General features: G+C 67.4%; 29 protein-coding genes and 1 other RNA gene. 11 read left to right on the top strand and 19 right to left on the bottom strand.

The annotated features are described in order from the left end of the window. Position 1: 1 nt before the first annotated feature. Positions 2-1,291, bottom strand: coding sequence for an O-antigen ligase family protein (locus tag ACW172_RS17270; protein ID WP_492032660.1), 1,290 nt, complete (start codon positions 1,289-1,291; stop codon positions 2-4). Between the two features lie 119 nt (positions 1,292-1,410). Between ACW172_RS17270 and ACW172_RS17275 the strand changes: the two genes are divergently transcribed. Beyond that, positions 1,411-2,562, top strand: coding sequence for a low temperature requirement protein A (locus tag ACW172_RS17275; RefSeq protein ID WP_492032661.1), 1,152 nt, complete (start codon positions 1,411-1,413; stop codon positions 2,560-2,562). Here ACW172_RS17275 and ACW172_RS17280 read toward each other — a convergent pair. After that, complete coding sequence (locus ACW172_RS17280; RefSeq protein WP_492032662.1) at positions 2,543-3,199, bottom strand: hypothetical protein; 657 nt, start codon at positions 3,197-3,199, stop codon at positions 2,543-2,545. The genes ACW172_RS17275 and ACW172_RS17280 overlap by 20 nt on opposite strands. After that, positions 3,196-5,520 (bottom strand): ATP-dependent helicase, encoded by a 2,325-nt coding sequence (locus tag ACW172_RS17285; protein ID WP_492032663.1) that lies wholly within the window; start codon positions 5,518-5,520, stop codon positions 3,196-3,198. Before ACW172_RS17285 ends, ACW172_RS17280 begins: the two co-directional genes overlap by 4 nt. A 152-nt stretch (positions 5,521-5,672) precedes the next feature. On the opposite strand from ACW172_RS17285, the gene ACW172_RS17290 reads away from it, so the two are divergent. Next, positions 5,673-5,885, top strand: coding sequence for a hypothetical protein (locus ACW172_RS17290; RefSeq protein ID WP_492032664.1), 213 nt, complete (start codon positions 5,673-5,675; stop codon positions 5,883-5,885). Between the two features lie 26 nt (positions 5,886-5,911). Here the strand turns inward: ACW172_RS17290 and ACW172_RS17295 are convergent, their stop codons facing one another. Next, positions 5,912-6,628 carry an SIMPL domain-containing protein gene (locus ACW172_RS17295; RefSeq protein ID WP_492032665.1) on the bottom strand — a complete coding sequence of 239 codons (717 nt, stop codon included), beginning with the start codon at positions 6,626-6,628 and terminating at the stop codon, positions 5,912-5,914. Positions 6,629-6,677: 49 nt separating this feature from the next. Next, complete coding sequence (locus ACW172_RS17300) at positions 6,678-6,938, bottom strand: ribbon-helix-helix domain-containing protein (protein ID WP_492032666.1); 261 nt, start codon at positions 6,936-6,938, stop codon at positions 6,678-6,680. Between the two features lie 69 nt (positions 6,939-7,007). Here ACW172_RS17300 and ACW172_RS17305 point away from each other — a divergent pair, with 69 nt between their 5' ends. Continuing rightward, positions 7,008-7,766 carry a Coq4 family protein gene (locus ACW172_RS17305; RefSeq protein ID WP_492032667.1) on the top strand — a complete coding sequence of 253 codons (759 nt, stop codon included), beginning with the start codon at positions 7,008-7,010 and terminating at the stop codon, positions 7,764-7,766. On the opposite strand, the gene ACW172_RS17310 is transcribed toward ACW172_RS17305, so the two are convergent. Next, positions 7,767-7,976: a hypothetical protein gene (locus tag ACW172_RS17310; protein WP_492032668.1), complete on the bottom strand. Its 210-nt coding sequence runs from the start codon at positions 7,974-7,976 to the stop codon at positions 7,767-7,769. A gap of 191 nt (positions 7,977-8,167) precedes the next feature. On the opposite strand from ACW172_RS17310, the gene ACW172_RS17315 reads away from it, so the two are divergent. The 3 genes from ACW172_RS17315 to ACW172_RS17325 all read left to right on the top strand — a co-directional run bounded on the left by ACW172_RS17315 (position 8,168) and on the right by ACW172_RS17325 (position 12,365). Beyond that, positions 8,168-9,661 carry an ATPase domain-containing protein gene (locus ACW172_RS17315; protein ID WP_492032669.1) on the top strand — a complete coding sequence of 498 codons (1,494 nt, stop codon included), beginning with the start codon at positions 8,168-8,170 and terminating at the stop codon, positions 9,659-9,661. A 10-nt stretch (positions 9,662-9,671) separates the two neighbouring features. Then, positions 9,672-11,348, top strand: a complete 1,677-nt coding sequence (locus ACW172_RS17320) for a response regulator (RefSeq protein WP_492032670.1) — start codon at positions 9,672-9,674, stop codon at positions 11,346-11,348. Positions 11,349-11,495: 147 nt separating this feature from the next. Then, a complete protein-coding gene (locus tag ACW172_RS17325; RefSeq protein ID WP_492032671.1) occupies positions 11,496-12,365 on the top strand; it encodes a DMT family transporter in 870 nt (289 codons plus the stop codon). On the opposite strand, the gene ACW172_RS17330 is transcribed toward ACW172_RS17325, so the two are convergent. Continuing rightward, positions 12,362-12,541 carry a hypothetical protein gene (locus tag ACW172_RS17330; protein ID WP_492032672.1) on the bottom strand — a complete coding sequence of 60 codons (180 nt, stop codon included), beginning with the start codon at positions 12,539-12,541 and terminating at the stop codon, positions 12,362-12,364. The genes ACW172_RS17325 and ACW172_RS17330 overlap by 4 nt on opposite strands. Position 12,542: 1 nt before the next feature. Beyond that, positions 12,543-12,731 (bottom strand): DUF4169 family protein, encoded by a 189-nt coding sequence (locus tag ACW172_RS17335; RefSeq protein WP_492032673.1) that lies wholly within the window; start codon positions 12,729-12,731, stop codon positions 12,543-12,545. 111 nt (positions 12,732-12,842) lie between these two features. On the opposite strand from ACW172_RS17335, the gene ACW172_RS17340 reads away from it, so the two are divergent. Further along, the gene (locus ACW172_RS17340; RefSeq protein WP_492032674.1) at positions 12,843-13,079 is read left to right on the top strand and encodes a DUF2171 domain-containing protein; all 237 of its coding nucleotides are present in this window, start codon (positions 12,843-12,845) and stop codon (positions 13,077-13,079) included. A gap of 60 nt (positions 13,080-13,139) precedes the next feature. On the opposite strand, the gene ACW172_RS17345 is transcribed toward ACW172_RS17340, so the two are convergent. Continuing rightward, on the bottom strand, positions 13,140-14,414 hold the full coding sequence (locus ACW172_RS17345) for a patatin-like phospholipase family protein (RefSeq protein ID WP_492032675.1): 1,275 nt from the start codon (positions 14,412-14,414) through the stop codon (positions 13,140-13,142). A 113-nt stretch (positions 14,415-14,527) separates the two neighbouring features. Here ACW172_RS17345 and ACW172_RS17350 point away from each other — a divergent pair, with 113 nt between their 5' ends. Next, positions 14,528-14,914 (top strand): YccF domain-containing protein, encoded by a 387-nt coding sequence (locus ACW172_RS17350; RefSeq protein ID WP_492032676.1) that lies wholly within the window; start codon positions 14,528-14,530, stop codon positions 14,912-14,914. A 6-nt stretch (positions 14,915-14,920) separates the two neighbouring features. On the opposite strand, the gene ACW172_RS17355 is transcribed toward ACW172_RS17350, so the two are convergent. The 5 genes from ACW172_RS17355 to fumC all read right to left on the bottom strand — a co-directional run bounded on the left by ACW172_RS17355 (position 14,921) and on the right by fumC (position 18,388). Beyond that, positions 14,921-15,679 carry an AAA family ATPase gene (locus ACW172_RS17355; RefSeq protein ID WP_492032677.1) on the bottom strand — a complete coding sequence of 253 codons (759 nt, stop codon included), beginning with the start codon at positions 15,677-15,679 and terminating at the stop codon, positions 14,921-14,923. A gap of 1 nt (position 15,680) precedes the next feature. Beyond that, positions 15,681-15,995 (bottom strand): CcdB family protein, encoded by a 315-nt coding sequence (locus tag ACW172_RS17360; protein WP_492032678.1) that lies wholly within the window; start codon positions 15,993-15,995, stop codon positions 15,681-15,683. Continuing rightward, positions 15,992-16,237, bottom strand: coding sequence for a type II toxin-antitoxin system CcdA family antitoxin (locus ACW172_RS17365; RefSeq protein ID WP_492032679.1), 246 nt, complete (start codon positions 16,235-16,237; stop codon positions 15,992-15,994). Before ACW172_RS17365 ends, ACW172_RS17360 begins: the two co-directional genes overlap by 4 nt. Before the next feature lie 68 nt (positions 16,238-16,305). Continuing rightward, a complete protein-coding gene (locus tag ACW172_RS17370) occupies positions 16,306-16,992 on the bottom strand; it encodes a phytanoyl-CoA dioxygenase family protein (protein WP_492032680.1) in 687 nt (228 codons plus the stop codon). A gap of 4 nt (positions 16,993-16,996) precedes the next feature. Continuing rightward, positions 16,997-18,388 carry a class II fumarate hydratase gene (gene fumC / locus ACW172_RS17375; protein ID WP_492032681.1) on the bottom strand — a complete coding sequence of 464 codons (1,392 nt, stop codon included), beginning with the start codon at positions 18,386-18,388 and terminating at the stop codon, positions 16,997-16,999. Between the two features lie 99 nt (positions 18,389-18,487). Between fumC and ACW172_RS17380 the strand changes: the two genes are divergently transcribed. Both ACW172_RS17380 and ACW172_RS17385 read left to right on the top strand, forming a co-directional pair. After that, positions 18,488-19,090: a peptidylprolyl isomerase gene (locus ACW172_RS17380; RefSeq protein ID WP_492032682.1), complete on the top strand. Its 603-nt coding sequence runs from the start codon at positions 18,488-18,490 to the stop codon at positions 19,088-19,090. Further along, the gene (locus ACW172_RS17385; protein WP_492035009.1) at positions 19,090-19,449 is read left to right on the top strand and encodes a RusA family crossover junction endodeoxyribonuclease; all 360 of its coding nucleotides are present in this window, start codon (positions 19,090-19,092) and stop codon (positions 19,447-19,449) included. The genes ACW172_RS17380 and ACW172_RS17385 overlap by 1 nt, the downstream gene beginning before the upstream one ends. Here the strand turns inward: ACW172_RS17385 and ACW172_RS17390 are convergent. From ACW172_RS17390 to ACW172_RS17410, 5 genes are all read right to left on the bottom strand, one after another. After that, positions 19,446-20,714, bottom strand: coding sequence for a hypothetical protein (locus tag ACW172_RS17390; RefSeq protein ID WP_492032683.1), 1,269 nt, complete (start codon positions 20,712-20,714; stop codon positions 19,446-19,448). The genes ACW172_RS17385 and ACW172_RS17390 overlap by 4 nt on opposite strands. A gap of 83 nt (positions 20,715-20,797) precedes the next feature. Next, positions 20,798-21,628, bottom strand: coding sequence for a C13 family peptidase (locus tag ACW172_RS17395; RefSeq protein WP_492035010.1), 831 nt, complete (start codon positions 21,626-21,628; stop codon positions 20,798-20,800). 90 nt (positions 21,629-21,718) lie between these two features. Beyond that, positions 21,719-22,216 carry an SspB family protein gene (locus ACW172_RS17400; protein ID WP_492032684.1) on the bottom strand — a complete coding sequence of 166 codons (498 nt, stop codon included), beginning with the start codon at positions 22,214-22,216 and terminating at the stop codon, positions 21,719-21,721. A gap of 106 nt (positions 22,217-22,322) precedes the next feature. Continuing rightward, positions 22,323-22,686, bottom strand: a transfer-messenger RNA (tmRNA) gene (gene ssrA, locus ACW172_RS17405). 80 nt (positions 22,687-22,766) lie between these two features. After that, entirely contained in the window at positions 22,767-23,054 is a 288-nt protein-coding gene (locus ACW172_RS17410) for a hypothetical protein (protein ID WP_492032685.1), read from the bottom strand. Between the two features lie 356 nt (positions 23,055-23,410). Between ACW172_RS17410 and ACW172_RS17415 the strand changes: the two genes are divergently transcribed. Beyond that, on the top strand, positions 23,411-24,940 hold the full coding sequence (locus tag ACW172_RS17415) for a methyl-accepting chemotaxis protein (protein ID WP_492032686.1): 1,530 nt from the start codon (positions 23,411-23,413) through the stop codon (positions 24,938-24,940). Positions 24,941-24,950 lie beyond the last annotated feature (10 nt).

The following is a 24,950-nucleotide window of genomic DNA, read 5'->3' on the forward strand; positions in this document are numbered from 1 at the left end:
GTCATCGAAGGAGAAGAGATCGGCGGGAGCCATGGGCGTACTGTGAGGCGATTCGGGACCGCGTCAGGTAGGCCCCGGCGGCGTTTGGAGCAAGCGTGGCGCTGCGTCGGGGGATAACCGAGGCCTGACCCGTTATCAGGCCCCGCGTCAGGATCGCCAGCAACAGGGTCCAGGGCAGGTTGGCGTTGGTCAGCAGCACGCTTTCCGACAGGCTCAGCATCAGGAAGACGGCGAAATAGGCGATGCCCCAATAGCCCTCGCGGTCGCCGCGTCCGGGGATCTGGAACAGGGTCGTCAGCAGGGCGACCAGCACCGTCGCCCCCACGGCGATCGCGCCCGGCCAGCCCAGCTGGATCAGCAGGTCGATCCAGCCGTTGTGGGCCGACGGCACGGGCCACTGGGTCTCCTCCCGGATCCAGGCGGCGGGAATGGAGTCCCGGCCCCAGAAGGCCTGATAGCCGAAGCCGGTCCACGGCCGCTCGGCCACCTCGCGCATCAGGGCGGTCCAGATGTCCGTCCGGCCGGTCAGGGACGGGTCCTTGCCCAGCGCCTTGAGCACCACGGCCGGCTCGGTGATGAAGACATAGGCGATCAGGCCGAACAGGACGACGCCGAACCAGACGCCGATCACCGTCAGGGCCGGTCCGCCCTTCTTCATCGCCCACAGGGTCCCGATCAGGCCGACGCCGATGACGAGGCAGAGGAGCGAGGTCTTGGACTGGGTCGCCAGCACCAGAAGGACGGTGATCCCGAAACTGGCCCAGGCCATCTTCGTCCGCTGTTCCTCCAGCGCCAGACAGGCGGCGGCGGCGACCGCGCCCGCGACCATCACGACGCCCATCTGGTTCTTCTCATACCAGAGGCCGCGCCACAGGCCGGCGTTGTCGTACTGGTGCACCCCGATGCGCGGGAAGGCGAAGACCATGATCAGGCTGCCGATGCCCATCAACAGGCCCGACAGCATCAGGACGCGCGGCAGCTGCGGTCCCTTGAACACCGCGCCCAGATAGATGGCGAAGACGCTGGAGAAGGCCATGGCGATGGTCCGGCGCGAGGTCACGCCCGGATCGATCGACCAGTATTTCGAGGCATAGGCGTGCAGGATCAGCAGGCCGAGGATGATCAGCGTCGGCCAGGCGTTGATCACCTTGTCGGCGCGCCAGCAGAGCAGGGCGGTGATCACCGCGTAGACCGGCAGCCAGATCAGCCGCAGGATCGGCGTCTCTTCCTGCATCGGGGCGAAGACCGGACCGATCAGGGCGCCCGTCAGCATGACGATGACGAAGATCACCGCCGCCTGCTCCCACCACGGGGGAGAGGCCTCGCTTGAATCAGGCTCTGGAAGGTAGAAGGTCACGGCGGCAGGGTCGCCGTTCGTGCTTAACGAACCGTTGGGATTTGGGGGAAGTGATGACCGACAGCCTGCTGAGAACACGCGATGGGCATCACGCCCGCGTCGGCTTCGTCGAACTGTTCTTCGACCTGGTCTTCGTCTTCGCCGTGACCCAGATCTCGCACAGCCTGCTGCACCATCTGACCTGGGAAGGGGCGCTGCACGCGGCCATGATGGCGGCGGCGGTCTGGTGGTCGTGGATCTACACCAGCTGGGTCACCAACTGGGCCGATCCGGAGCGCGTCCCCGTCCGCGTCGCCCTGTTCGTCCTGATGGCGCTGGGCCTCGTCATGTCCACATCGCTGCCCGAGGCCTTCGGCGAGAAGGGGCTGTGGTTCGCCGTCGCCTTCGTCGCCACCTCCATGGTCCGCAGTGGCTTCATGCTGTTCGCGGCCCGCAACGACGCCATGCTGAAGCGCAACTTCCAGCGCATCATCATCTGGCAGATGTTCTCCGGCGTCTTCTGGATCGCCGGCGGCCTGATGGAGGGAGAGCTGCGCACCGGCCTGTGGCTGGCGGCCCTGTTCATCGAATACATCTCTCCGGCCATGTTCTACCGCGTGCCGGGTCTGGGGAAGGCCAACACCGCCGAGTGGACGGTCGAGGGCGGCCATATGGCCGAGCGGGTCGGCCTGTTCGTCATCATCTGCCTGGGCGAGTCCCTGCTGATCACCGGCGCGACCTTCGCCGAGGCGGCCTGGACGCCCGAGGTCATCGCCGCCGCCGCCGTGGCCTTCGTCGGGACCCTGGCCATGTGGTGGATCTATTTTAGCGCCGCCCACGATGCGGCGTCCGACGTCATCTCGAAGGCCGAGGACCCCGGCACGCTCGCGCGTCGCGGCTACACCTACTGCCCGATCCTGATCGTGGCGGGGATCATCGTCACCGCCGTCGGCGACGAGCTGTCGCTGGTCCACCCCACCGGCCACGTCGAACCCGCCGTCGCAGCCGTCCTGATCGGCGGGCCCTTGCTCTTCATGATCGGCGGCCTGCTGGCCAAGCTGGCCATCTTCGAGCGCTGGTCGATCCCGCGCGTGGTCGGCTGCGTGGCCCTGGCCGCCCTCTGGTTCGCCGTGCCGTTCGTGACACCCCTGATCCTTGCCGCCCTGACGACGGCGGTGCTGATCGCGGTGGCGGGCTGGGAGACGGTCAGTCTGCGGGCGGGGTAGGGGCGGAGGCCTCGTCTCCGACCCACTCGAGCGTCCCAGCAATCGGCCGCCGTGCGGCCGCGAAGGCGATCCGCTTCAGCGCGCCCTGGGTCTCCACAACGCAGTAGGCCGTCTGCCAGACATCCAGGCTGGCCTCCCGAAACTGGGCGCCCCGGGGGCAGGTGGGTTCGAGCAGTTCGAACGGTCCCTGTAGACTGTCCTTTGGCCGGCTGAGCAGCAGGTATTCGCTGCCGCCCGCGATGCCGATCTGGAAGGCCAGCAGCTCGCGGCGCTCGCCGTCGCGGGTGACCTCGCCCAAAGGGATGACCCACATATATTCGAACCGGGCTTCGGCGAGATATTCGCGATCGGAGGTCTGGCGCAGGATCAGGGCGCAGTGGAACACGCCGTAGTTGCTGATCCGCCAGAAGTCGTCGGGTTCTCCATCCGGGCGGGTCGCCCGATAGTCGCCGAAGTTGAGGTTGCTGCTGCAGCCGAAGCCGTCGTCTTCGAAGAAGTGCTTCGGATAGGTTTCATCTGCCCCATGGTCATTGTTCCAAAGGGGAAGGCCAGAGCGGAGATGAACGCCTTGGGCCGAGGCCGAGCCGGCGGCCAGTCCCAGAAGCAGGCCGATCGTCGCCGCCCTGAAAGCCTTCACCCCGCCTTCTCCACGAAGCTGTCGATGACCCGTTTCTCGCCGGCCTTTTCGAAGTCGACGAGCAGCTTGTTGCCCTCGATCTGCTGGACGTTGCCGTAGCCGAACTTCTGGTGGAAGACCCGCTCGCCGCGCTTCCACTTCGCCCCGGCCTTCGGATCGGCGGTGGCGACCAGACGGCCGTCGCCCTCGATCACCGCATGGCGCGCCTGGGCGGTTCGCGGGGTCTGGCTGGCGGTGAAGGACTGGGCCCGCTTCCAGCCGGGCGAGGAATAGCCTGAGCCGAACGACGGGGCGTCGTCCCAGCGCGACTTGGCCTCCTTCATCCCGCCCGAGGCGCCGTAATAGCCGGTGTCGCTCTCGGCCTCGACGTGGGCGACGGGCAGTTCGTCGACGAAGCGGCTGGGCAGCTGCGAGGTCCAGCGGCCATAGACCTGACGGTTGGCGGCGAACGAGATCCGCGCGTCCTGCTTGGCCCGGGTGACGCCGACATAGGCGAGGCGCCGTTCCTCCTCGAGGCCCTTCTCGCCCTTCTCGTCGATGCTGCGCTGGCTGGGGAAGACGCCTTCCTCCCAGCCCGGCAGGAAGACCAGCGGGAACTCCAGCCCCTTGGCGCCGTGCAGGGTCATGATCTGGACCGAGTCCTCGCCCGCGCCCTTGTCCAGGTCCATGACCAGCGACACGTGCTCCAGATAGGCCTGCAGCGTCTCGAACTGCTGCATCGCCTGAACCAGCTCCTTCAGGTTATCCAGCCGCGTCTGGCCGGTGACCCGGTCGGCCTTCTGCATGTCGGTGTAGCCGCTCTCCTCAAGCACCGTCTCGGTCAGGTCCCAGTGGCGCGTATCGGCCGCCAGCGCGCGCCAGCGGTCCAGATCGCGCACGAAGTTGGACAGGGCGGTCCGCGTCCGCGCCTGCAATTCGTCCGACCCGATCAGGGCCCGGACCGCCGTGATCGCCGAGACGCCCTCGTGCCGCGCGATCTGCAGGATCTTCTGCACCGAGGTTTCGCCGATGCCGCGCTTGGGCACATTGACGATCCGCTCGAAGGCCAGGTCGTCGTCCTCGGACTGGATCAGGCGCAGATAGGCGTGGGCGTCGCGGATCTCGGCCCGTTCGAAGAAGCGCGGACCGCCGATGACCGTATAGGGGATGGCCAGCATGACGAAGCGTTCCTCGAACGCCCGCATCTGAAACGACGCGCGAACAAGGACGGCCATGTCCTTGTATTTCATGCCAGAGCGACGCGCGGTCTCGATCTCGTCGGCGATCAGTCGGCTCTCGGCCTCGCCGTCCCAGACACCGCGCACCCGGACCTTGTCGCCGCTGGAATCCTCGGTCCACAGGGTCTTGCCCAGCCGGTCGCGGTTGGAGGCGATCAGGCCCGAGGCCGCGCCCAGGATATGGCTGGTCGAGCGGTAGTTGCGCTCCAGCTTGACGATCCGCGCGCCGGGGAAGTCCTTCTCGAACCTCAGGATGTTGTCCACCTCGGCCCCGCGCCAGCCGTAGATCGACTGATCGTCATCGCCGACGCAGCAGACATTGCCCGTCGAGGACGTCAGCAGCCTCAGCCACAGGTACTGGGCGACGTTGGTGTCCTGGTATTCGTCGACCAGGATGTAGCGGAACCGGTCGCGATATTCCTGAGCGATATCGGCGTGTTTCGACAGGATCGTCAGGTTGTGCAGCAACAGATCTCCGAAGTCGCAGGCGTTCAGGGTCGCCAGCCGCGCCTGATAGGCGGCGTACAAGCTCTGGCCCTTGCCGTTGGCGAAGTCCTCGGTCGTCGGCAGCTTCTCGGGCGTCCAGCCGCGGTTCTTCCAATGGTCGATCAGATTGGCCAGCGACTTGGGCGTCCAGCGCTTGGTGTCGAGATTGGCGGCCTCCAGCAGCTGTTTCAGCAGCCGCTCCTGATCGTCGGTGTCCAGGATGGTGAAGCTGGACTTCAGCCCGACCAGTTCGGCGTGCCGCCTCAGGATCTGGGCCGCCACCGAGTGGAAGGTGCCCAGCCAGCGCAGACCCTCGGCCGAGGGGCCGATCAGATGGGTGATCCGCTCGCGCATCTCGCGCGCGGCCTTGTTGGTGAAGGTGACGACCAGCAGCTCCCACGGCCGGGCCTTGCCCAGCTTCAGGATGTGGGCCAGCCGCGTGGTCAGGACCCTGGTCTTGCCCGTCCCGGCGCCCGCCAGCACCAGCACCGGCCCCTCAGTCGTCTCCACCGCCAGCCGCTGCTCGGTGTTCAGCCCGGCGAGATAGTCGCCGGACGCGCCTTCAGGGCCGCGCGAACGGGCGAGGTCGGAGATTTTGGGCGTGGGCAGATCGGACAATCGACGACTCGAAACAGGGCGTATCGCCGGAACATAGGGAGTACGGCGGCCAAAGTCAGTCCCGTCCGTGACGGGGCCATGGTTACCGTTCGGGAACCGCCCCGCCTTCGCTCCGTTCTCACCGCCACAGGGATAACGGAAGGGACTACACAATGGCCGAGAACACAGCCAACTCCAGCGGCGGCGGCAACGCCGGCCTTGCCTTCATCGTCGGCGGCCTTCTGGTCGTGGTGGCGGTGATCGCCTGGTTCGTCTTCGCCGGCGGTGGGATGAATCCCGCCAAGAAGGAAGTCAACGTCGACGTCAATCTGCCCAAGGTCGAGGCGCCGAAACTGCCGGACGCCCCGTCTCCCCAGACGAACTGATGTCTGCAATCAAGGCCTTTGGTTGATCACTTCAGCTGATAGGTGACCGTCGTCACGACGCGGACCTTCTTGTTCAGCGAGGAGGTCTCGTCGCCGATGTCGTCGCGGGCCAGGATTTCGAACGAGCCCTGCGTCGCCTGACGGATGCCGCCCAGCGGCGTCTTCGAGTCCTTGGCGAACTGCTCGGCGCCGGTGCGGGCCGAGGCCGTGGCCTCGGCGATCATCGAGGGCCGGACGTCGTTGAGTTTCGTGAACACATAGGTCGGCGGGGTGAAGTCCAGCACTACTCCCTGACGGACCAGTTCATTCAGCGCCCGGCCGGTCGCCGCGATCCGGTTCACATCGGTCGTCCTGACCACAACGCTCTGGGCGAGGATATAGTGGGGCACGGCTTCGCTGGAGACATACTCCCGGCTCTTGGTGTCGGTGACCTCCAGCCGGCCCAGGGTCACCACATCGTCGCCATACCCTTGCGCCTTCAGGAAGGTCCGGACCAGGTTCAGGTCGTTGTCGATCTTGGCCTGGGCTGAGGGCAGCTCGTCCCCGGCGGCGGTGAAGCGCAGCGACAGCACGGCCAGGTCGCCGGTCACATTGCGCTCGGACACGCCGCGCACCGTCACCTGTCGGTCGCCGACGCGGGCGTTGACCACCCCCTGACCGATGAACAGCCCGGCCCCGATCAGGCCAACGGCGATCAGCCCGCCGAACACGGCCGGAGGCAGCAGGGACTTGTCGAATTGCATGGTGTTTCCTCGAGAGCCTTCCGGGCTCTTTTCGGAAGAATGCGCTCGCCTATGGCGTTGTCAAACGGTGTTTTCCGGACGCGAATTCCAGCGCCAGAATCCGGCAGGCCGAGGCCAGGGGGCGGCGTCCGCGCGTCTCGTCGACCCAAGCCAGAAAGCCGGCATGGCTCTGACCCCGCTGCTCGGCGAAGGCGTCCAGAACCGCCCAGAACTCGGGCTCCAGCGCCACCGAGGTCGCGTGGCCGGACAGGACGACGGAGCGTTTCTTCAGCATGGCGTCGTCGTCCGGGGAGGGCGGGGGAAGGGGCATGTTAACCCGCCCCTCAATCCGCTAGAATAGGGTCAGCGACATTGACCCGCGTCAACAGCCGGACCGCGCATGACCAACGCCGCCTACGCCGATGATTTCGACCGCGTCCGCCCGCAGAAGCTGCGGCCCCTGACGGCGTTCCGCGCCTTCCAGAAGCTGATCCGCGACAAGGAAGACACCGCACAGGTGTTCGAGATCATGCGCGCCCTGTCGGGCCGCTCGGTGGCGCGCGGCTATAACCGGATGCTGCGCTCGGTCGAGGGCGGACGTCAGGCCTTCCTCGCCGAGGAACTGGCGCACAAGCTCGACGATCCGGCCTGGTTGGCGCGGTTCGAGCCCGGCACCGTCGGCGCCGCCTATCGCGCCTTCCGCGAGGCCCGGGGCTTCACCGCCGACGGCCTGGCCGACGCCGAGCGCGAGGTCATTCCCTTCGTCGACGCCGAACATCCGATCGTCTGGTATTCGCGCCGCCTGCGCGACGTCCACGACATCTGGCACGTCCTGACCGGCTACGGCACGGATGCGCTGGGCGAGGCCTGCGTCGTCTCCTTCTCCTACGGCCAGACCCGCAACCTCGGCTTCGCCTTCATCGGCTGGGGCGCGGCGCGCGAGATCCAGCGCGAGGCCCGCGACATCCCGGCCCGCAAGGCCGCCTTCCAGGCCTGGCGCAACGGCCGCGCCGCCCGCTGGCTGCCGGGCCTCGACTACGACGCCCTGTTCGCCGAACCCCTCGACGTCGCCCGCGCCCGCCTCGGCATCCGCCCGGCGACCGTCTATGCTGCCGTGCCCGAGGCGAAGAAGGCGGGGCTCAAGCTGCGGGCCGCCTGATCAACGATCGTCGGGGTCTGGCGTGGCTTCGGTCCCGGCCGTCTCCGGATTGACCGACAGCGGCCTGCGTTCGATCTCGACGTCCGAGCCGGGTCCGGTCAGTTTGCCCAGCACATAGACTCCGCCTTCGGCCAGGGCCTTCGCCAGCTGGTCCTTCTTCGCGAACGCGGCCTCGGCGGCGAGGATTTCCCGTTTCCTGTCCTGATCCATGCACGACCTCCACCCGGCCTTCTGCGCCGCGTCGGTGAGGGCTGCAATATCCCGCGATGCGTACGCCGCCGTCGTTGGGGCGGTAAGCAAGTCCTTGTGTACGCTGGCGTTCTTTCGATTTTCCCTGATCCGTGTAACCAAGTTCCGGCCCGGGCGTTACGGCTCAGCTGCCAGACAGGACGATTCTACGCATGACGACTGGGACGATCGTGAAGGAGGCCGGCTTCGGCATCGAGGGGCTGGATAACATCCTCGTCGGAGGGCTCGAGCGGGAGCGGGTCTATCTGCTGGAAGGGGCTCCAGGCACCGGCAAGACCACGGCGGCGATGAAGTTCCTGCTGGAGGGGGCGCGGCTGGGCGAGGCCGGCCTCTACATCACGCTTTCGGAAACCGAGGACGAGCTTCGCGGCACCGCCCTGTCGCACGAATGGACGCTGGACGGCGTGGACATCTTCGAACTGGTTCCGCCCGAGAGCCTGCTCGACGAACAGCAGCAGCAGAGCCTGCTCTATTCGTCGGACCTTGAGCTCGGCGAGACCACCCGCATGATCTTCGAGGCGGTGGAGACCCACAAGCCGAGGCGCGTCGTCATCGACAGCCTGTCGGAAATCCGGCTGCTGGCCCAGAGTTCGCTGCGCTATCGCCGCCAGGTCCTGGCGCTCAAACACTATTTCGCCAAGCACGGCGCCACGGTCCTGCTGCTCGACGACCTGACCACCGACATCAATGACAAGACCGTCCACAGCGTCGCCCACGGGGTGATCCAGCTGCAGGAGCTGGCGCCCGAATACGGAGCCGAACGCCGCCGGCTGCGGGTGATCAAGTATCGCGGCCGGCGCTTCCGCGGCGGCTTCCACGACTTCACCATCAAGACGGGCGGGCTGGAGGTCTATCCGCGCATCGTCGCCTCCGAACACCACACCGGCTTCGCCCGGACCCCGGTGTCCAGCGGCGTCGGCGAGCTGGACGCCCTGCTGGGCGGGGGCATTGAACGGGGCTCCAGCGCCCTGATCCTCGGCCCCGCCGGCACCGGCAAGTCGCTGTTCGCCATCAACTTCGCCGTCGCCGCGGTGGCGCGCGGCGAGAAGGCGGCCCTGTTCATCTTCGATGAGGAACTGGGTCTCCTCTATGACCGGATGGCCGCCATCGGTATCGACCTCCGCTCCATGGAAGAGGAGGGGGCGCTGATCATCGAGCAGGTTGATGCGGCCGAGCTGTCCCCCGGCGAGTTCGCCTCGCGGGTCCGCAACTGCGTGTCCGAACAGCATATCCAGACCGTGGTGATCGACAGCCTCAACGGCTACCAGGCCGCCATGCCGCAGGAGCAGTTCCTCGTCCTGCACATCCACGAACTGCTTCAGTACCTCAACCGTCAGGGCGCCTCGACCTTCCTGACCGTGGCCCAGCACGGGCTGGTCGGCGAGATGAAGGCGCCGATCGACGTCACCTACCTCGCCGACACGGTCGTTCTTCTGCGTTACTTCGAGGCCATCGGCACGGTCCGTCGCGCGGTCTCGGTGATCAAGAAGCGCTCCGGCGCGCACGAGAACACCATCCGCGAGTTCAACATCGGAAGTACGGGCCTGACGCTCGGCGAACCTCTGGACGGCTTCCAGGGCGTGTTGCGTGGGGTGCCCAACTTCGTCGGTCCCGGCGCGGGCCTCATGGGCGAACCCGCCGCATGAGGTGTGGCTCATGAGCGGTGGCGGCGCCCTGTCCGAACGTGCTCTCGTCCTGGCTCCGGCGGGACGGGACGGCGCCATCGCGGCGACCATTCTGAGGGAAGCCGGTTTTTCCGCCCTGCTGTGCCGTGATCTCGACGATCTGGTCGAGCGTATGGAGGAGGGGGCGGGGCTCGCCGTCATCGTCGACGACGTGCTGCGGTCCGCCGATCTGGCCGGCCTGTCCGGCTGGATTTCGGGCCAGCCGTCCTGGTCGGATTTCCCCTTCCTGATCCTGACCCAGAGGGGCGGCAGCGTGGAGCGCAATCCCGTCGCCCAACGCCTGTCCTCGGCCCTCGGCAACGTCGGTTTCCTCGAACGGCCCTTCCATCCCACGACCCTCGTCAGCGCCGTCCGCACCGCCCTGCGTGGCCGCAGCCGTCAGTATGAGGCGCGCGAGCGCATCGAGGAGATCCGCCGCGGCGAGGCCCTGCTCGAGCGCCGCGTCGCCGAACGCACCGCCGAACTCGAGGCCGCCAACCGCCAGCTCGCCGCCCAGATCGCCGAACGCGAAAAGATCGAGACCGCACTGCGCCAGGCCCAGCGGCTGGAGGCCGTCGGCCAGCTGACCTCCGGCGTGGCGCACGACTTCAACAACCTGCTCACGGTCATCCTCGGCAATGTCGAGCAGTTGCAGAAGCGCATCGACGATCCCTCCGTCACCCGCCGCCTGTCGATGATGGGCGAGGCCTCGCGCCGCGGCGCCGCCCTGACCGCCCAGATGCTGGCCTTCTCGCGCCGCCAGAAGCTGGAGCCCCGCGCGGTCGATCTGAACGAGACGGTCCGCAGCATGCGCGACCTGCTTCAGAGCACCATCGGAGGCAGCGTCCACATTCTCGAGCCCGAGCTGGCCGACGGCCTGTGGACCGCCATGATCGATCCGACCCAGATCGAGCTGGTCATCCTCAATCTCGCGATCAACGCCCGTGACGCCATGGACGTCGGCGGCACGCTGAAGGTCGGCACCGCCAATGTCGTCATGCCGGCGCCCCAGCGCCCGGAACAGCCGCCGGCCGGCGAGCACGTGCGGGTCTCGGTCGCGGACAACGGCTCGGGCATGACGGAAGCCGTCCTTGCGCGGGCCTTCGAGCCCTTCTTCACCACCAAGCCCGTCGGCAAGGGCTCCGGCCTCGGCCTCAGTCAGGTCTTCGGTCTGGCCAAACAGTCGGGGGGCGGGGTCACCATCGATACGGTGGTCGGCGAGGGGACGACGATCAACGTTTACCTGCCGCGCGCCCATGCGGTTCCCAGCCCGGACGCCAACGTCATCCCGACGTCCCGGATGGCGCCGGCCGACAATATCGTCGTCCTGATCGTCGACGACGACGAGGCGGTTCGCGAGGTCACGGCCGGGATCATCTCCGATCTCGGCTACATCGTCGTCGAGGCGGGCAGCGGCGGCGCCGCGCTGGAGCTGTTCGACAAGCGTTCGGACATCCAGGCCGTCATCCTCGATTTCGCCATGCCCGGCATGAACGGCGCCGACGTCGCGCGCGAGATGCAGGGGCGCCGGCCGGCCCTGCCGATCCTGTTCGCCACGGGCTACGCCGACGCCGAGGCCCTGGCCGCCGCCTCCGATGAGCGCATCGTCCACAAGCCGTTCAAACAGGGCGAACTGGCGGACAAGCTGGCCCTCGCCTTCGCGTCATAAGGCCTGTTTGTGGTTCGGCGTTTATAATCCGGTTGCGGGCCCCCGCGCGTCCGTCCATCTGACGGGTCCATCTCCCCGAGCCGTGTCCTGACCTCTTCCGAACTGCCTCGTCCGATCTGGCGCAAGCCTTCCGCCGGCGCCCTCGCGGTGCTGGGCGTGGCGGTGTGCGCCCTGATCTGGGGCACGACCTGGTTCGCCATCACCTTCCAGCTGGGCCGGGTCGATCCGATCGCCTCCATCGTCTGGCGCTTCGGTCTGGCGTCGCTGATCCTGTTCGGCGTCTGTCTGGCGACCGGCCGCTCGATCCGCCTGACCCGGGTCCAGCATCTGGCGGCGGCCGGGCAGGGGACCTTCGCTTTCGCCCTCAGCTACACCTTCGTCTACACGGCCGAGGGGATGATCACCTCGGGCATCGTCGCCGTGGCCTTCGCCTCCATGGCCCTGATGAACCTGATCCTGTTCCGGGTGGTCCAGAAGCAGACGGCCCACCGCGCCGTCTGGATCGGCGCCGCGCTGGGCGCCCTGGGCGTCGCTGTCCTGTCGGGCGGAGAGCTGCTGGGCGCGCGTCTCGGCCCGCAGGCCGGGATCGGCGTGTCGCTCGCCGTCGCCGCCGCCGCCGTCTCCACCATCGCCAACTGGTTCGCCTGGCGCGGCCAGCAGGCGGGGTCCCAGGTCATTCCCGCCACCGCCTGGGCCATGGGCTATGGCGCGGCTTTGGTCGCCGTCTTCGGCCTGATCACGGGCGTGCATTTCTCCATCGCCCTGACGCCCGCCTATCTCGGCTCGCTGCTCTATCTGTCGGTGTTCGGCTCGGTGATCGCCTTCGTGATCTATTTCAGCGTCGCCCGCAGCCGGGGCTATACGCTGGCCAGCTATATCGGCGCCCTGACGCCGCCGATCGCCCTGACGGTGTCCGTGGTGTTCGAAGGCGCTCGCTTCGGCTGGACGGCGCTTGTGGGCGTCGGCCTCGTCGTCGCCGGTCAGGTCCTGCTGGCCCGGGCGCCGAAGGCTTCCTAGCGAAACCAGCCCGAGCGCTTCGTCTTCTTCTCCGCCACCTTCGCCGCCTCGACCTCGTTGGGCGTCTTCGCCGCGGCGGCCTTCAGACGACGCATCTTCTCCGCCTTGATGCGGCGCACGGCCAGCAGGGAGATCAGGCCCAGACGGGTGCGGGGGTCGGCGGCGTATCCGCCCATGTCAGCTCTCCTCGGGCGTCTCGCGTTTCGCCCCATCCAGAAGCCGCGAGGCCTTGGACCGTTCCGTCTCGGCCGCCTGACGCTCGCCCTTGGTGCGTCCGTGCGCCGCCCGGTTCGCCGCCGCCGTCGCCCTGGCCGCATCCTTCGCCTTCGCCTTGCGCGCCCGGTTCAGATTGATGATCTCGGCCAAAGGTTCCTCCGGTGAAGCTTTAATAATCAACGGGATAGGGCGTCATTCCGCGAAACCCGTCCGGCCCCGTCGCGTTGATACGGCGAACCTAATCTCGCACGGAGAAACCCCATGGTAGACCTCGCCCTCATCAAGGAACACCTCGAAGTCGTCGGCTCGGACGGCGGTCACGTCGGTCGTGTCGACCACGTCTCGGGCGACCAGATCGAACTGGCCAAGCTCGACCTCGCCGGCGGCTTCAAACACCATATGATCCCGGTCAGCTGGGTCGATCATATCGACGAGCACGTTCATCTGAACGTGACCAAGGACGACGCCAAGGCGCGCTGGACCGAGAAGCCGCACTAGGCTCAGGTCCGCCGGTAAACGAAAGGCCCCGTCATTCGGCGGGGCCTTTTGCTATGCGCGTCAGGGCTTTGGCGTGCCCGGCTCAGATGCGGGCGCAGGCGTTCCCGGGGGCGCGGCCGGCGTCGGCGGCGTCGCCAGCACCTCGGGGATCTCGTCCTCCCTCAGGGTCTGGGGCGCGACCAGGGGCTCGGGCCGTCCCGTCTGGTTGACCGAGGCCCAGGCCTCGCCGCTGACCGCCCGGCTGCGACCCAGTTCGAACAGGGCCTGCATCGAGGCGGTGTCGAACTTCAGGCTGGAGACGGTGATGTTGTCCGGGATCGACGACATGGTCACCGACATCCCGTTGCGGGCTCCGAAGGCCGCCGTCGCCGCCAGCGACAGCCGCAGCGACGACTTGCTCATGCTTTCGAACGTCCGGCTCAGGATGCCGTCGATCCGCCCCGGGGTGACGCCGGTGTTGCGCCCCACCTGGCCGTTGATGATCACATACAGCGCGCTGTTGGCCCGGTGCTGCGAGGGGTTGGTCCACAGCAGCAGGTCCTCGGGGATGGCCAGGAAGGGCGTATTGACCCCGCCATCGACGTGCATGTCCTGCACCACCTGACCCTGAGGTGTCATCCCGGCGATCAGCACCGGCGGGAAGATGCCCGGAATGCTGGCGGAGGCCACGAGCACGTCGCGGAACAGCTGCAGGGCGTTCTCGTCGCCCTGGGTCGCCAGCACCCCCATGTCCCAGATGACCGTCTCCTCGGTGTCCAGATCGGTCGTGGCGACCAGCAGCCGGCGCCCCTTGGCGTGTTCGGCGGCGATGGCGCGCAGCAGCTCCGGCGTCACGTTCTTGTCGACCAGATCGCGCAACACGCGGGAGCTGAACAGGCTGGGCCCCAGCAGGGCCGAGAAGGTGCGGGCGCTGAGCAGGCCGTTTGTACCGCCGCCGACATAGGCTTCGCGCAGTTCGTCGTCCCACTCGGGTCCGAGGAAGGCGAAGGGGGCGGCCAGGGCGCCGGTGCTGACCCCGGTGACCACGCTGAACGTCGGCCGGTCACCGCGCTGGGTCCAGCCCACCACGACCCCGGCGCCGTAGGCCCCGTTCGCCCCGCCGCCCGACAGGGCCAGGATGCTTTCATGCCCGCCCTCGGTGCTTAGCCGGTTCTGGATCAGATCGGCGAGGGCCTGGAGCTTCGCCGTGTCGCTTGAGCGGATGCGCGGATCCGCCACCGGGATCAGGGCTTCCGGCGCGATCCTCAGTGGCCCCTCGGGCCTGGCCAGGGTCCCGCACCCGGCCAGCATCAGGGCGCTCAACAGCGTAAGGGCCAGAACGGTCCTGCGGATCATCGACATTGCCCTTCCAGAGGCGGTTTTCAGACGCCGAGCTTACCGCGAATTCACGACACAAACGCGGTCAGGCCCTTGCTTGCTGCAACGCACAGCTTCAGCATTGGATCATCATGATCCGACTGATCCTCAACATCCTCTGGTTCATCTTCGGCGGCTGGGTTTCCGGCCTGCTCTGGCTGCTGGGCGGGGCCGTCCTGGCCCTGACCATCGTCGGCCTGCCCTGGACCTTCGCGGCCTGGCGCATCGCCAGCTATTCCTTCTGGCCCTTCGGCCGCGAGGTCGTCTGGCAGGACGAACTTCAGGTCGGTGGCGGCTGCCTCGGCCTGCCGCTGAACATCATCTGGTTCGTCTTCGCCGGCTGGTACATCGCCCTGTCGCACCTGATCATCGCGGTCGCCGAGTTCGTCTCGATCATCGGCATCCCGTTCGCGCTCAAGGACCTTGAACTGGCCAAACTGGCCCTCGCCCCCGTCGGCCGCACCATCCGCGACAAGTAGGGCGGCTCAGTCGTCCTTCAGCAGGACCTCCAGCATGGTCTCCCGGCGGTTCAGGAAGTTCCGGGTGACCTGATAGTGGTCGGTGTCCTCATACTCGACCCGGTCCAGACCGAACTGCGAGGTCTGATAGATCCAGGCGTTGGGATAGCCCAGCAGGATCGGCGAATGGGTGGCGATGATCAGCTGCGACCGCGCCAGCACCAATTCGTGCATCTTGGCCAGGAACGACAGCTGCCGCGTCGGCGACAGGGCGGCCTCGGGTTCATCGAGGATATAGAGTCCATCTCCGCCGAACCGGTTCTCGAACAGGGCGAAGAAGCTCTCGCCATGCGACTGTTGGTGCAGGGATTTGCCGCCATAGCTGTTGATGACCGGCGGAGCCGGCGCCGGCTCCGCATCCAGCCGCTCGATCTCGGACGCCACGTTGAAATAGCTCTCCGCCCGCAGGAAGAAGCCGTCCCGCGCGCGGATGGCCGATCGTACCGGCCGGACAAACCGATGCAGCGGCGAATGGGCCTCGTGCGTCGAGAAGCTGAAGTTCTTCGTCCCGCCCTCGGCGTTGAACCCCCAGGCCACAGCCAGGGCCTCGATCAGGGTCGACTTGCCCGAGCCGTTCTCCCCGACCAGGAAGGTGACGTTCGGGTGGAACTCCAGACTGTGCAGCGACCGCACCGCCGGCAGGTTGAACGGATAGGCGGCCTCGTCCCAGCCCTCCCGCCGTTCGAACAGGGCCTCAATCCAGTAGGGGCGGGTGAGGGCGGTCATCTCAGAAGCCGGTGAACAGCCGGTCGAGTGCGCGGCGGATGTCGTCTTCGTGACCCCGGATGTCTCCGACGCTGTGCTTGAGTTGTGACTGACGTATGGGCGCCATCTCCGCCAGCGACAGGTGCAGCACCTCATCTCCAAGTCTCACCGCGACGGAGACCCGCGTGAAGTCCCCGCTCTTCGGCTCACGGATCAGCGGCGCCACAAGCGCGGTGTGCATGGACTCAAGGAAGTGCGACTGCATCACGACGACGAAAGGCGCGGCGACACGGGAGCGCGGCGAGGGGTTCTCGAAAACGGAGAACTGACGCGTCACCAGGTGCGGAAGTCTTCGCCGAAGACACCATCGCGCTCAACACGCTTTCTGTGCGCTTCGATAGCCTCTGCGTTCTCTTCGGCCCAGCGCTTCGCCCGGGCCTCGGCGCCCGCGGGATCGACCTTCTGCAGATACAGCCGCAGCGTCCGCTCATCCACGCAGGTGACGTCGATGCCGAGTCGAGCGGCCTGCTCCAGCAGCTCCGGTTCGATCTCGATCTTCTTCAGCACGGGCTCGGCCATGCCGATAGTCTACTGCGAAAGAGCCCCGCGTGCGAGCGCTCTGGCTGCCGTGCTTGAGAAGACCGCCGTCACGCCCCGATCCCGCGCCATTCCAGAAGACCCGGCAAGGGCGTGGCCGCATAGTCTAGCTGCAGCACCCGCCGCCGTCGGTCACCGACGGATCGGGCCGACATATGCAGGATCGGCGTCGAATAGGCCCAGACGTCGCCGGGCGCGGCTTCGCAGACGAGGTTGGGGCCGTCCGCTGCTCGCTCCGCGGCCTCGTTCGCCGGCACGAGGCCGAGGCGATGCGACCCGAGAGCGACGACCAGCGGGGCGTTCCCGGCGTCGACCGGATCGAGATGCAGCCTCAGGGTCGCCATGCCCTTCAGAACCGAGACCGGCGGCGCGACGTGCGGCACGCCATCCTTCGTCGACCATGGGCTGAAGCCGGGCGTCTCATGGCGTTCGCGCACAGGAATGGTCCGGTCCTGATGCCAGGCGACGATCCAGTTGGCGTTTGGGCTCTTGTCGAAAAGCACAGCCCGCACCGGTCTGGCGTCCGGTCCGATCAGGCGCGCCGCGACCCGGCCGACCGGGCCCTCTGCCGCCAGAAGGGCAGCCAGCTCCGGATCGACCCGCAGCCGCGTCCCCGGTCGCCCGATGATCTGCGGCTCGAGCCGTTCGGCCAGCGCTGTCGCTTCGGTCCGGGTCAGGACGCCGCCGAACAGCCGCGCCCCATCCCGGTTGAAGTCGAGATCCGAAACCTCGCCCAAGGTCTCAGCCCGGCGAGATCATCTTCTCGGGGCGCACGGCCTCGTCGAACTCGGCGTCGGTCAGATAGCCGCCGCCGACGGCTTCCTGACGAAGGGTAGTGCCGTTCTTGTGCGCGGTCTTGGCGATCTTGGCGCAGATGTCATAGCCGAGCTTGCCGTTCAGGGCGGTGACCAGCATCAGGGAGTTGTTCAGGCCGCGGGCGATGTTGTCCTCGCGCGCCTCGATGCCGACCACGCAGTTGTCGGTGAAGCTGATCGCCGCATCGGCCATCAGGCGCACCGACTGAAGGAAGTTGTAGGCCATGACCGGGTTGTAGACGTTCAGCTCGAAATGGCCTTGCGAACCGGCGAAGGTCAGGGCGGCGTTGTTGCCGAAGATCTGCACGCAGACCTGGGTCAGGGCCTCGCACTGGGTTGGGTTGACCTTGCCCGGCATGATCGAGGAGCCCGGCTCGTTCTCCGGCAAGGCCAGTTCGCCCAGACCCGAACGCGGGCCGGAGCCCAGGAAGCGGATGTCGTTGGCGATCTTGAACAGCGACGCGGCCACCGTGTTGATGGCGCCGTGCGAGAAGACCATGGCGTCATGGGCGGCCAGGGCCTCGAACTTGTTCGGGGCGGTCGTGAAGGGCAGGCCGGTGATGGCGGCGATCTGGGCCGCGACCTTCTCGGCGAAACCGATGGGGGCGTTCAGGCCGGTGCCGACCGCGGTGCCGCCCTGGGCCAGCTCCATCAGGGCCGGCAGGGTCTGTTCGATGCGCTTGATGCCGTTCTCGACCTGCTGCGCATAGCCACCGAACTCCTGACCGAGGGTCAGGGGCGTGGCGTCCTGGGTGTGGGTCCGGCCGATCTTGATGATGTGGGCCCAGGCGTCCGACTTGGCCTTCAGGGCCGCGTGCAGGTGCTTCAGGGCCGGCAGCAGTTCCTTGACCACCTGTTCGGCGCAGGCGACGTGCATGGCCGTGGGATAGGTGTCGTTGGACGACTGGCTCATATTGACGTGGTCGTTGGGGTGGACCGGCTTCTTGGAGCCCATCTCCCCGCCCAGCATCTCGATGGCGCGGTTCGAGATCACCTCATTGGCGTTCATGTTCGACTGGGTGCCCGACCCGGTCTGCCAGACCACCAGCGGGAAGTGGTCGTTCAGCTTGCCCTCGATGACTTCATTGGCGGCGCCGATGATGGCGTCGGCCAGTTTCGGGTCCAGCTTGCCCAGCGCCATATTGGTTTCGGCGGCGGCGCGCTTGACGATGCCCAGGGCGCGCACGACGGGCAGGGGTTGCTTCTCCCAGCCGATCTTGAAGTTGCCCAGCGACCGCTGCGCCTGGGCGCCCCAGTACTTCGAATTATCGACCTCGATGGGGCCGAAGGTGTCGGTTTCTGTGCGGAAGCTGGTCATGCGCGGACAGGGCTCTCAGGCGTGGCGAAAAGATTGGGCGGGAAGATGCCGGGGGGTGTAGCACGGGTGGGCGAGGGGGCAAGGACGGAGCGATTCCTCATGCTGACGGCGATCATTCTGGCCGGGCTTCTGGCCCAAACCGCGCCCGAGGCGGCCCCGGCGGCTGAAGCGCGCGTCATCATCCACACCGACCGGGGCGACATCGCCGTGACGCTGGACGCCGCCCATGCCCCGACCACCACCTGCAACTTCCTGCGCTATGTCGAGGCGGGCCGGTATCGCGACGCCCGCTTCTTCCGCACCGTCGTCAGCCAGACCAACGCCAACCCCCATCCCATCGACGTCATCCAGGCCGAGACCACCGGTGGCAGCGACGACCCCGGCTTCGGCCCCATCGTGCTGGAACGCACCCGCGACACGGGCCTCAGCCACCTCGCCGGGACCCTCTCCATGGCGCGCGGCGGGCCGGACAGCGCGACCAGCAGCTTCTTCATCGTGACCCAGGACACACCCGCGCTCGACTTCGGCGGCGGCCGCAACCCCGACGGTCAGGGCTTCGCCGCCTTCGGCCGCGTCACCTCGGGCCTCGACATCGCCCGCGCCATCCAGGCCTCGCCCGCCGAGGCTGAACAGCTTAAGCCGCCGGTGAAGATCGGCTCGGTCGAGATGATCGGTGCGGCGCCGGCCGTGTGTCGTCACTGATGCTCAACGACGGCTGGATCGGGACCGGCAAGGTCCGGGCGCGCGAGACCGGCGACGTCGTCGAGATCACCATCGACGGCCTGACCACCCAGGCGAAATACTACAAGCCCCTGGTCTATGAGTTTATGCGCAAGGAATGGCCGTCGCGGCCGTCCTGGGGCGACTATGTCGTCGAGATCATCATGGAGCATGTCGGCGATCCGCCCTGGATGGACCTCGACAATCTGGCCAAGGCCCTGCTCGACGCCATCAAGGGCTATCTGTTCCACGACGACAGTCAGGTCGCCCGCCTGCTGGTCGAACGCCGCGAGGGCGACCGCGAACGGATCACGATCCGGAGCTTCCCCCGCAAGGGTTAGGGGGCGATACGCATCCCCAGCAGCGAGGACGCGGACAGTTCCGGCGCCACGATGGCGAGGTCATAGCCGCGAATGAGCTCACGCCATTCCGGCGTCAGGGCTTCCAGATCGGCGCTGCGCAATGCGCGCAGATCCACCAGGAACCAGTCGCCCGACGCCATGTCCGACGGCCGGGCCAGCGTCACATCCTTGCGCCAGTCGCTGTCCTCGGCCGTCGTCGCGTCGAACGCGTGCACCCGAGCTGGCCGACCGACCCCGTTGTATCCGCCCTCAGAGCCCCTGGCGCCGACGACGATCATGTTGATGGATTGCACGCCCGCTCCGTCGGCGTGTTCCGCGATGTAGTTGCCCAGGTCGCGCTGGGTGAGCGGGTTGTAGCCCTTGTACATATGGTTGGCGCCGAACTTCATCAGAAGGCGCGCCTGCGGCGCCTCGGCCAGATGAGCCTCCAGCGTCCGCTTCATCAGCCGCACCCGGCGCCCGTTCGGATCGCCGGTGCGGGACCGCGACGCCTGATAGATGGCGCGGGTTTCGCGCAGGGCGGCGAACAGCGCCTTCACCCGGTCGCCGCCGTCCTGATCGATGGCCGCGCCGGCCTGATCCAGCGTGGCGTCGTCAGCCTTGAGCAGGAACAGATCGAACGGCGAACCGGAGGTCAGCGCGGCCTGTACCGCCGTCCGCTCCTGTTCGGCCAGGGCTTCGATCTGCGCGCGTGCCAGCGGTCCCGGACCGGCCGCCAGCATCTGTTCGAACATATAGCCGCTGACGCCCAGGAACTCCTGATCCAGTCCCCACAGCTGGAAGTCCGGCCCGGCCGCAGCAGCGCAATCGGCCGCCATCTGGTTCTCGTCGCGGCTGCTGTAGAAGGCCATCACGTCGGGATGGGCGGTTACGAAGTCAGCCATCTGCTCTTCCCGGTCCGGTGCTCTCAGCCGCGCATCGACCGCGGCGGCGGCTTCCGGCCCGGTCTCGATGGCCATGGCCGTCAGGCCGCCCGGCGCCATCAATCGGCAGACGTTGGTGGTGAAGACGGGGATCTCGCGCGAAAAATGGCTCTCGCCGATGAGCACGTAGCGGCTGGCGCCGATGGCGTCCGACAGGATCGTGGCCCCCGGGCCCGAGAAGCCTTCCGGCCGGACGGTCAGCGGCGACCCCGCCTGCGCCAGACGCTCGGCGAAGGTGACCGGCGCGACGGTCTGCGCCTGGGCGGAAGCCGCGCACAGGCCTGCGAGCGCCAAGGCCGACGCCATCGATTTCAGAATCATACAAACGCCCCACACAATGTAGGGGCGTGTTTGCGGTGAACGCCGAAAACCACAAGTTAAATCGTGGATAGACCCGGTGGGGTTCACCCCGCCGGTCGGGCGGATGCGGCGGCCGCTACCGTCGCCGCCGCCCCTCCCGGCGGCGCCTGGGGCGTGAACCTCAGTGTCGGCATCAGGAACTGCAGGGTCGAGCCGATCGAGACCTGGGGCTCGGAGCCCGGCGTCAGGTCCTCGGCCTCCTCGCGCCGCTTGACGCAGGCCCGGGCCGAATTGGCCAGGGCGATGAAGTCCGAGGCCGTCGGCAGGCTCTCGATCACGCAGCCGTCGAAATAGGGATAGGTCGCATCGGCGCCGCAGCCGAAGGATGTCCGGTCGCGCCGGGCAGCTGTGATGATCATCCTGTTCGGCGCCGCCAGTCCGTCGACGAAGATGCCGGAATAACAGGCCGAGACCACCAGCACCGTCGGCCGGTCCGGGCACCAGTTGCGGATCAGCTGGGCCATCATGGTCGGGTTGATCTCCCGGTCCGGCCCGAACACCATCCCCTCGGGCGCCCCGTGGGAGGTGAAGTAGATCAGACAGCCCTTCGTCGCTCGCGCCGTCGTCGCCCCGATCGCCTCCAGGGCCTCGCGCGCGGTGGTCGGATGGGCGACATCGGGCCTCAGGGTCGCGTCATACATGTCGGCCCGGCTGAACCCGGCCTTCAGGAAGCCGGCGACCAGATCGCGCCGTGCATTGTCAAAGGCCTGGATCGGCTCGCCGTGCCCGCGCCAGTCCCCGGCGACGATCACCGAGGCCCAGCCGGCGAAGCGGCTCGGCGGCTGGCTCGTGGCCACTGGACTGGTCTGGGCGGCGCAGGGCAGGGCGTGGGTCAGCAGCGCCAGGCTCAAAAGCACCGTCAGGATTCGCCGCACGCTCAAAAACCCGCTCCCCAGGAAGGCTCGAACAGGCTCAGAGTATCGGCGTTATCGCGTCTGGAAAGCCCCGCCGGCGGGGTTCACGGACTATTTTTTGCGGAACTGGTCCAGGGACACGACCTTGGGGCCCGCGTCCTCGCCGTCCTCGGAGGGCACGGCCGCCGGCCGCGTCGGTTCGGGCGTCAGGGCCACGACCGGCTCCGGCACCGTCTCCGGCGCCTCGAACTGGAGCAGGAACTGCACGCTCGGGTCATAGAAGCGGGTGACGGCGTTATAGGGCACGGTCAGCACCTTGGGCATGCCGCCGAACTTCAGCATCACCGAGAACAGGTCGTGCTCGACCGCCAGGTCCCAGTACTGGTGCTGCAGGACGATGGTCATCTCGTCCGGATATTTGGCCAGGACGTCGGGAGGCACGCTGACGCCGCGCCCGCGCGTCTTGAAGGTGATGTAGAAGTGATGCTCGCCGGGGATGCCGCTCGGGCTGGCGGCGCGTTCGAGCGCGGACCGGATCACGCCACGCAGCGCGTCCTGGGCCAACGCCTCATAGTGCATCTCGTCGACCGGGGGGGTGTCTTCCGCCATCTGATCCTCAGCGTCTGTGACGTGTCTGATAACCGCGCAGGTCGGCGGGCGAAAGACGGGAAACAGGTTAAGCGCCGGGTTTCTGTTCGCAGGCGCCTTGAAGGAAAGCGCCGGGATTCTGTTGGCAGGCTCCCGGCAGGCCCCGCCTGAGGATCTGAACCCTCAGGACTTAAGTGTTCGAAATCAACCGAACCGCATTACGCGGCGAGGCGGACTTCTCCAGCGAAGTTATCGTTCGCAGTTAGAAAATGGCCCGATACGGTGGGCCAGGACGGGCGAAAGCAGTCTTCTTTACACGTCCGTCGATGCTAGTCGGCCCCGCATCTCCCGCCGATAACCGGGAGCGATTGGTGGAGCCGCCGGGAATCGCACCCGGGTCCGGTCCGCTTATTACAAGCGCGTTTATCGCCATAGTCCGGGCGAACCCGGACAAACCCCATATAGTCCCTGCCGCGCCGGGGACCAATATCGCCGTCGCATTTTCATGGTCCGCGACTTCTTGCTCGGCGACGCGGCCGCGGGCGGCAGGCCCTATGATCCGGCCCGGGTTTCAGCCGCCATCGCGCTGGTTGCGGCTGACGGCGTCGCGGTTGTTGCGGGCGTTCTCGCGGATCGCATCCCATTCCGCCCGGGTGTGACAGACGCGCTCCATGCGCCGCGAGCCTTCGATCGGCTGACGCCGGCAGATCTGCTCGGGCTCGACCGTGTCGACGGGCGGGGCGGCCGTCGGGGCTGACGCCGGAGCCGGCGCGGGGACAGGGGTTGGGGCAGGCGTCGGATTGGGCGCGGCTTGCTGGCCGGCGGAGAGGGCGAAGGCGACGAGGGCGGCGGCGATCATCAGACAACTCCGTGTGGTGGGTGAACACGCAAACGTTGTTGCCGTCAAAAGGCGCAATTACGGCGAAGCTTGGCTGAAACTCAGGCGTTCTGCACGGATTACAGACATTTAAGAATCACGCCGGCGCCGGGCGTTTCGCGCTCCATTCGCCACCCGCCAAACCGCTCGCTCGAGACGCGCGGCGGTCTTTATGGTCAAGCTTTGTTGCTGTTGGTTGAACCTCGTTATATCCGGGGTTGCATAATGCGATCCAATTGCAAAATTCTGTAACTTCCGCCCGCCTTTGGGCGAGATTTAGCATCTCGTTAGGGAGTTTCCGGCCCCATGGGCATCTCCCTAGTCGTCGAGATTTACACATGTTTTTCCCTGATCGAGCCAAGGATGCCGCCCTGCGCCAGGTGCGCGAACTCCAGGCCCTGGCCAATGCCATGGACCGGTCCCAGGCGGTGATCGAGTTTCGGCTCGACGGAACCATTCTTCAGGCCAACGCCAACTTCCTCGGCGCTCTCGGTTATTCGGCTGAGGAGGTGGTGGGACGTCACCACAGCATGTTCCTGCCGGCGGGCGAGGCCGAGACGGTCGAGTACCGCGCCTTCTGGGCCGAGCTGAACCGGGGCGAGTTCATCGCCCGCAAATTCCTGCGGGTCGGCAAGAACGGACGCCAGGTCTGGATCCAGGCCTCCTACAACCCGGTGCTGGATGAGCACGGCAAGCCGATCAAGGTCATCAAGTTCGCCACCGACGTCACGGCGCAGGAACTTGAGGCGGCGCGCCAGATCGCCGCGCGCGACGCCGCCGAGGCCGAGCAGTCGGGCGTGGTCACCGCCCTGGCCAATGGGCTGAAGGCCCTGGCGGGGGGCGATCTGACGACCAGCATCCAGGCCGCCTTCGAGGGCCGCTATCTGCAACTCAAGACCGACTTCAACGCCGCCGTCGACAGCCTGCGTCAGGCGATGAACGGCATCACCGAGGCCACCGCCGGGCTTCGCACCGGCTCCGACGAGATCGCGAGCGCCTCCGACGACCTGTCGCGCCGCACCGAACAGCAGGCCGCCTCCCTGGAAGAGACCGCCGCCGCCCTCGACGAGATCACCGCCACGGTCAGACGCAGCGCCGAGGGCGCCAAACAGGCCGCGACCTCCGCCGGCGAAGCCCGCTCGGACGCCACCCGCTCGGGCGACGTGATGCGCGACGCCGTCGCGGCCATGAGCCAGATCGAACAGAGCTCGGCCCAGATCAACCAGATCATCGGCGTCATCGACGAGATCGCCTTCCAGACCAATCTGCTGGCGCTCAACGCCGGGGTCGAGGCGGCGCGGGCAGGGGACGCCGGTCGCGGCTTCGCCGTCGTGGCCTCCGAGGTCCGCGCTCTCGCCCAACGCTCGGCCGAGGCGGCCAAGGAAATCAAGGTCCTGATTTCGGCCTCCAGCGCCCAGGTCTCCCAAGGCGTGCGCCTGGTCGGTGAGACCGGGGCGGCCCTGGACCACATCGTCGAAAGCGTCGCCGAGATCGACACCCTGATCTCGGAAATCGCCGCCTCCTCGCAGGAGCAGGCGATCGGCCTCAGCCAGGTCAACACCGCCGTCAACCAGATGGATCAGGTCACTCAGCAGAACGCCGCCATGGTCGAACAGGCCACCGCCGCCGCCACCAGTCTGAAGACCGAGGCCAATCATCTGGCCGAACTCGTGGCCCGGTTCGAGACCGGCGCCCGGGGCCGCCCCGCCCAACATCACCCCGCCCAATATCGCACCGCCCAGCCGGCTCGCCCGGCGACCGCTCGCCCGGCCCCGGCGCGGCCTCCGGTCGCTGAGGCCCAGCAACGCGTCGTCGCCTTCGCCCGCAGCGGCGGCGCGGCCCTCGCGGACGGCTGGGAGGAGTTCTAGGCCGCTCGCG

The sequence above is a fragment of the Brevundimonas sp. ALps5 genome, assembly GCF_058681645.1.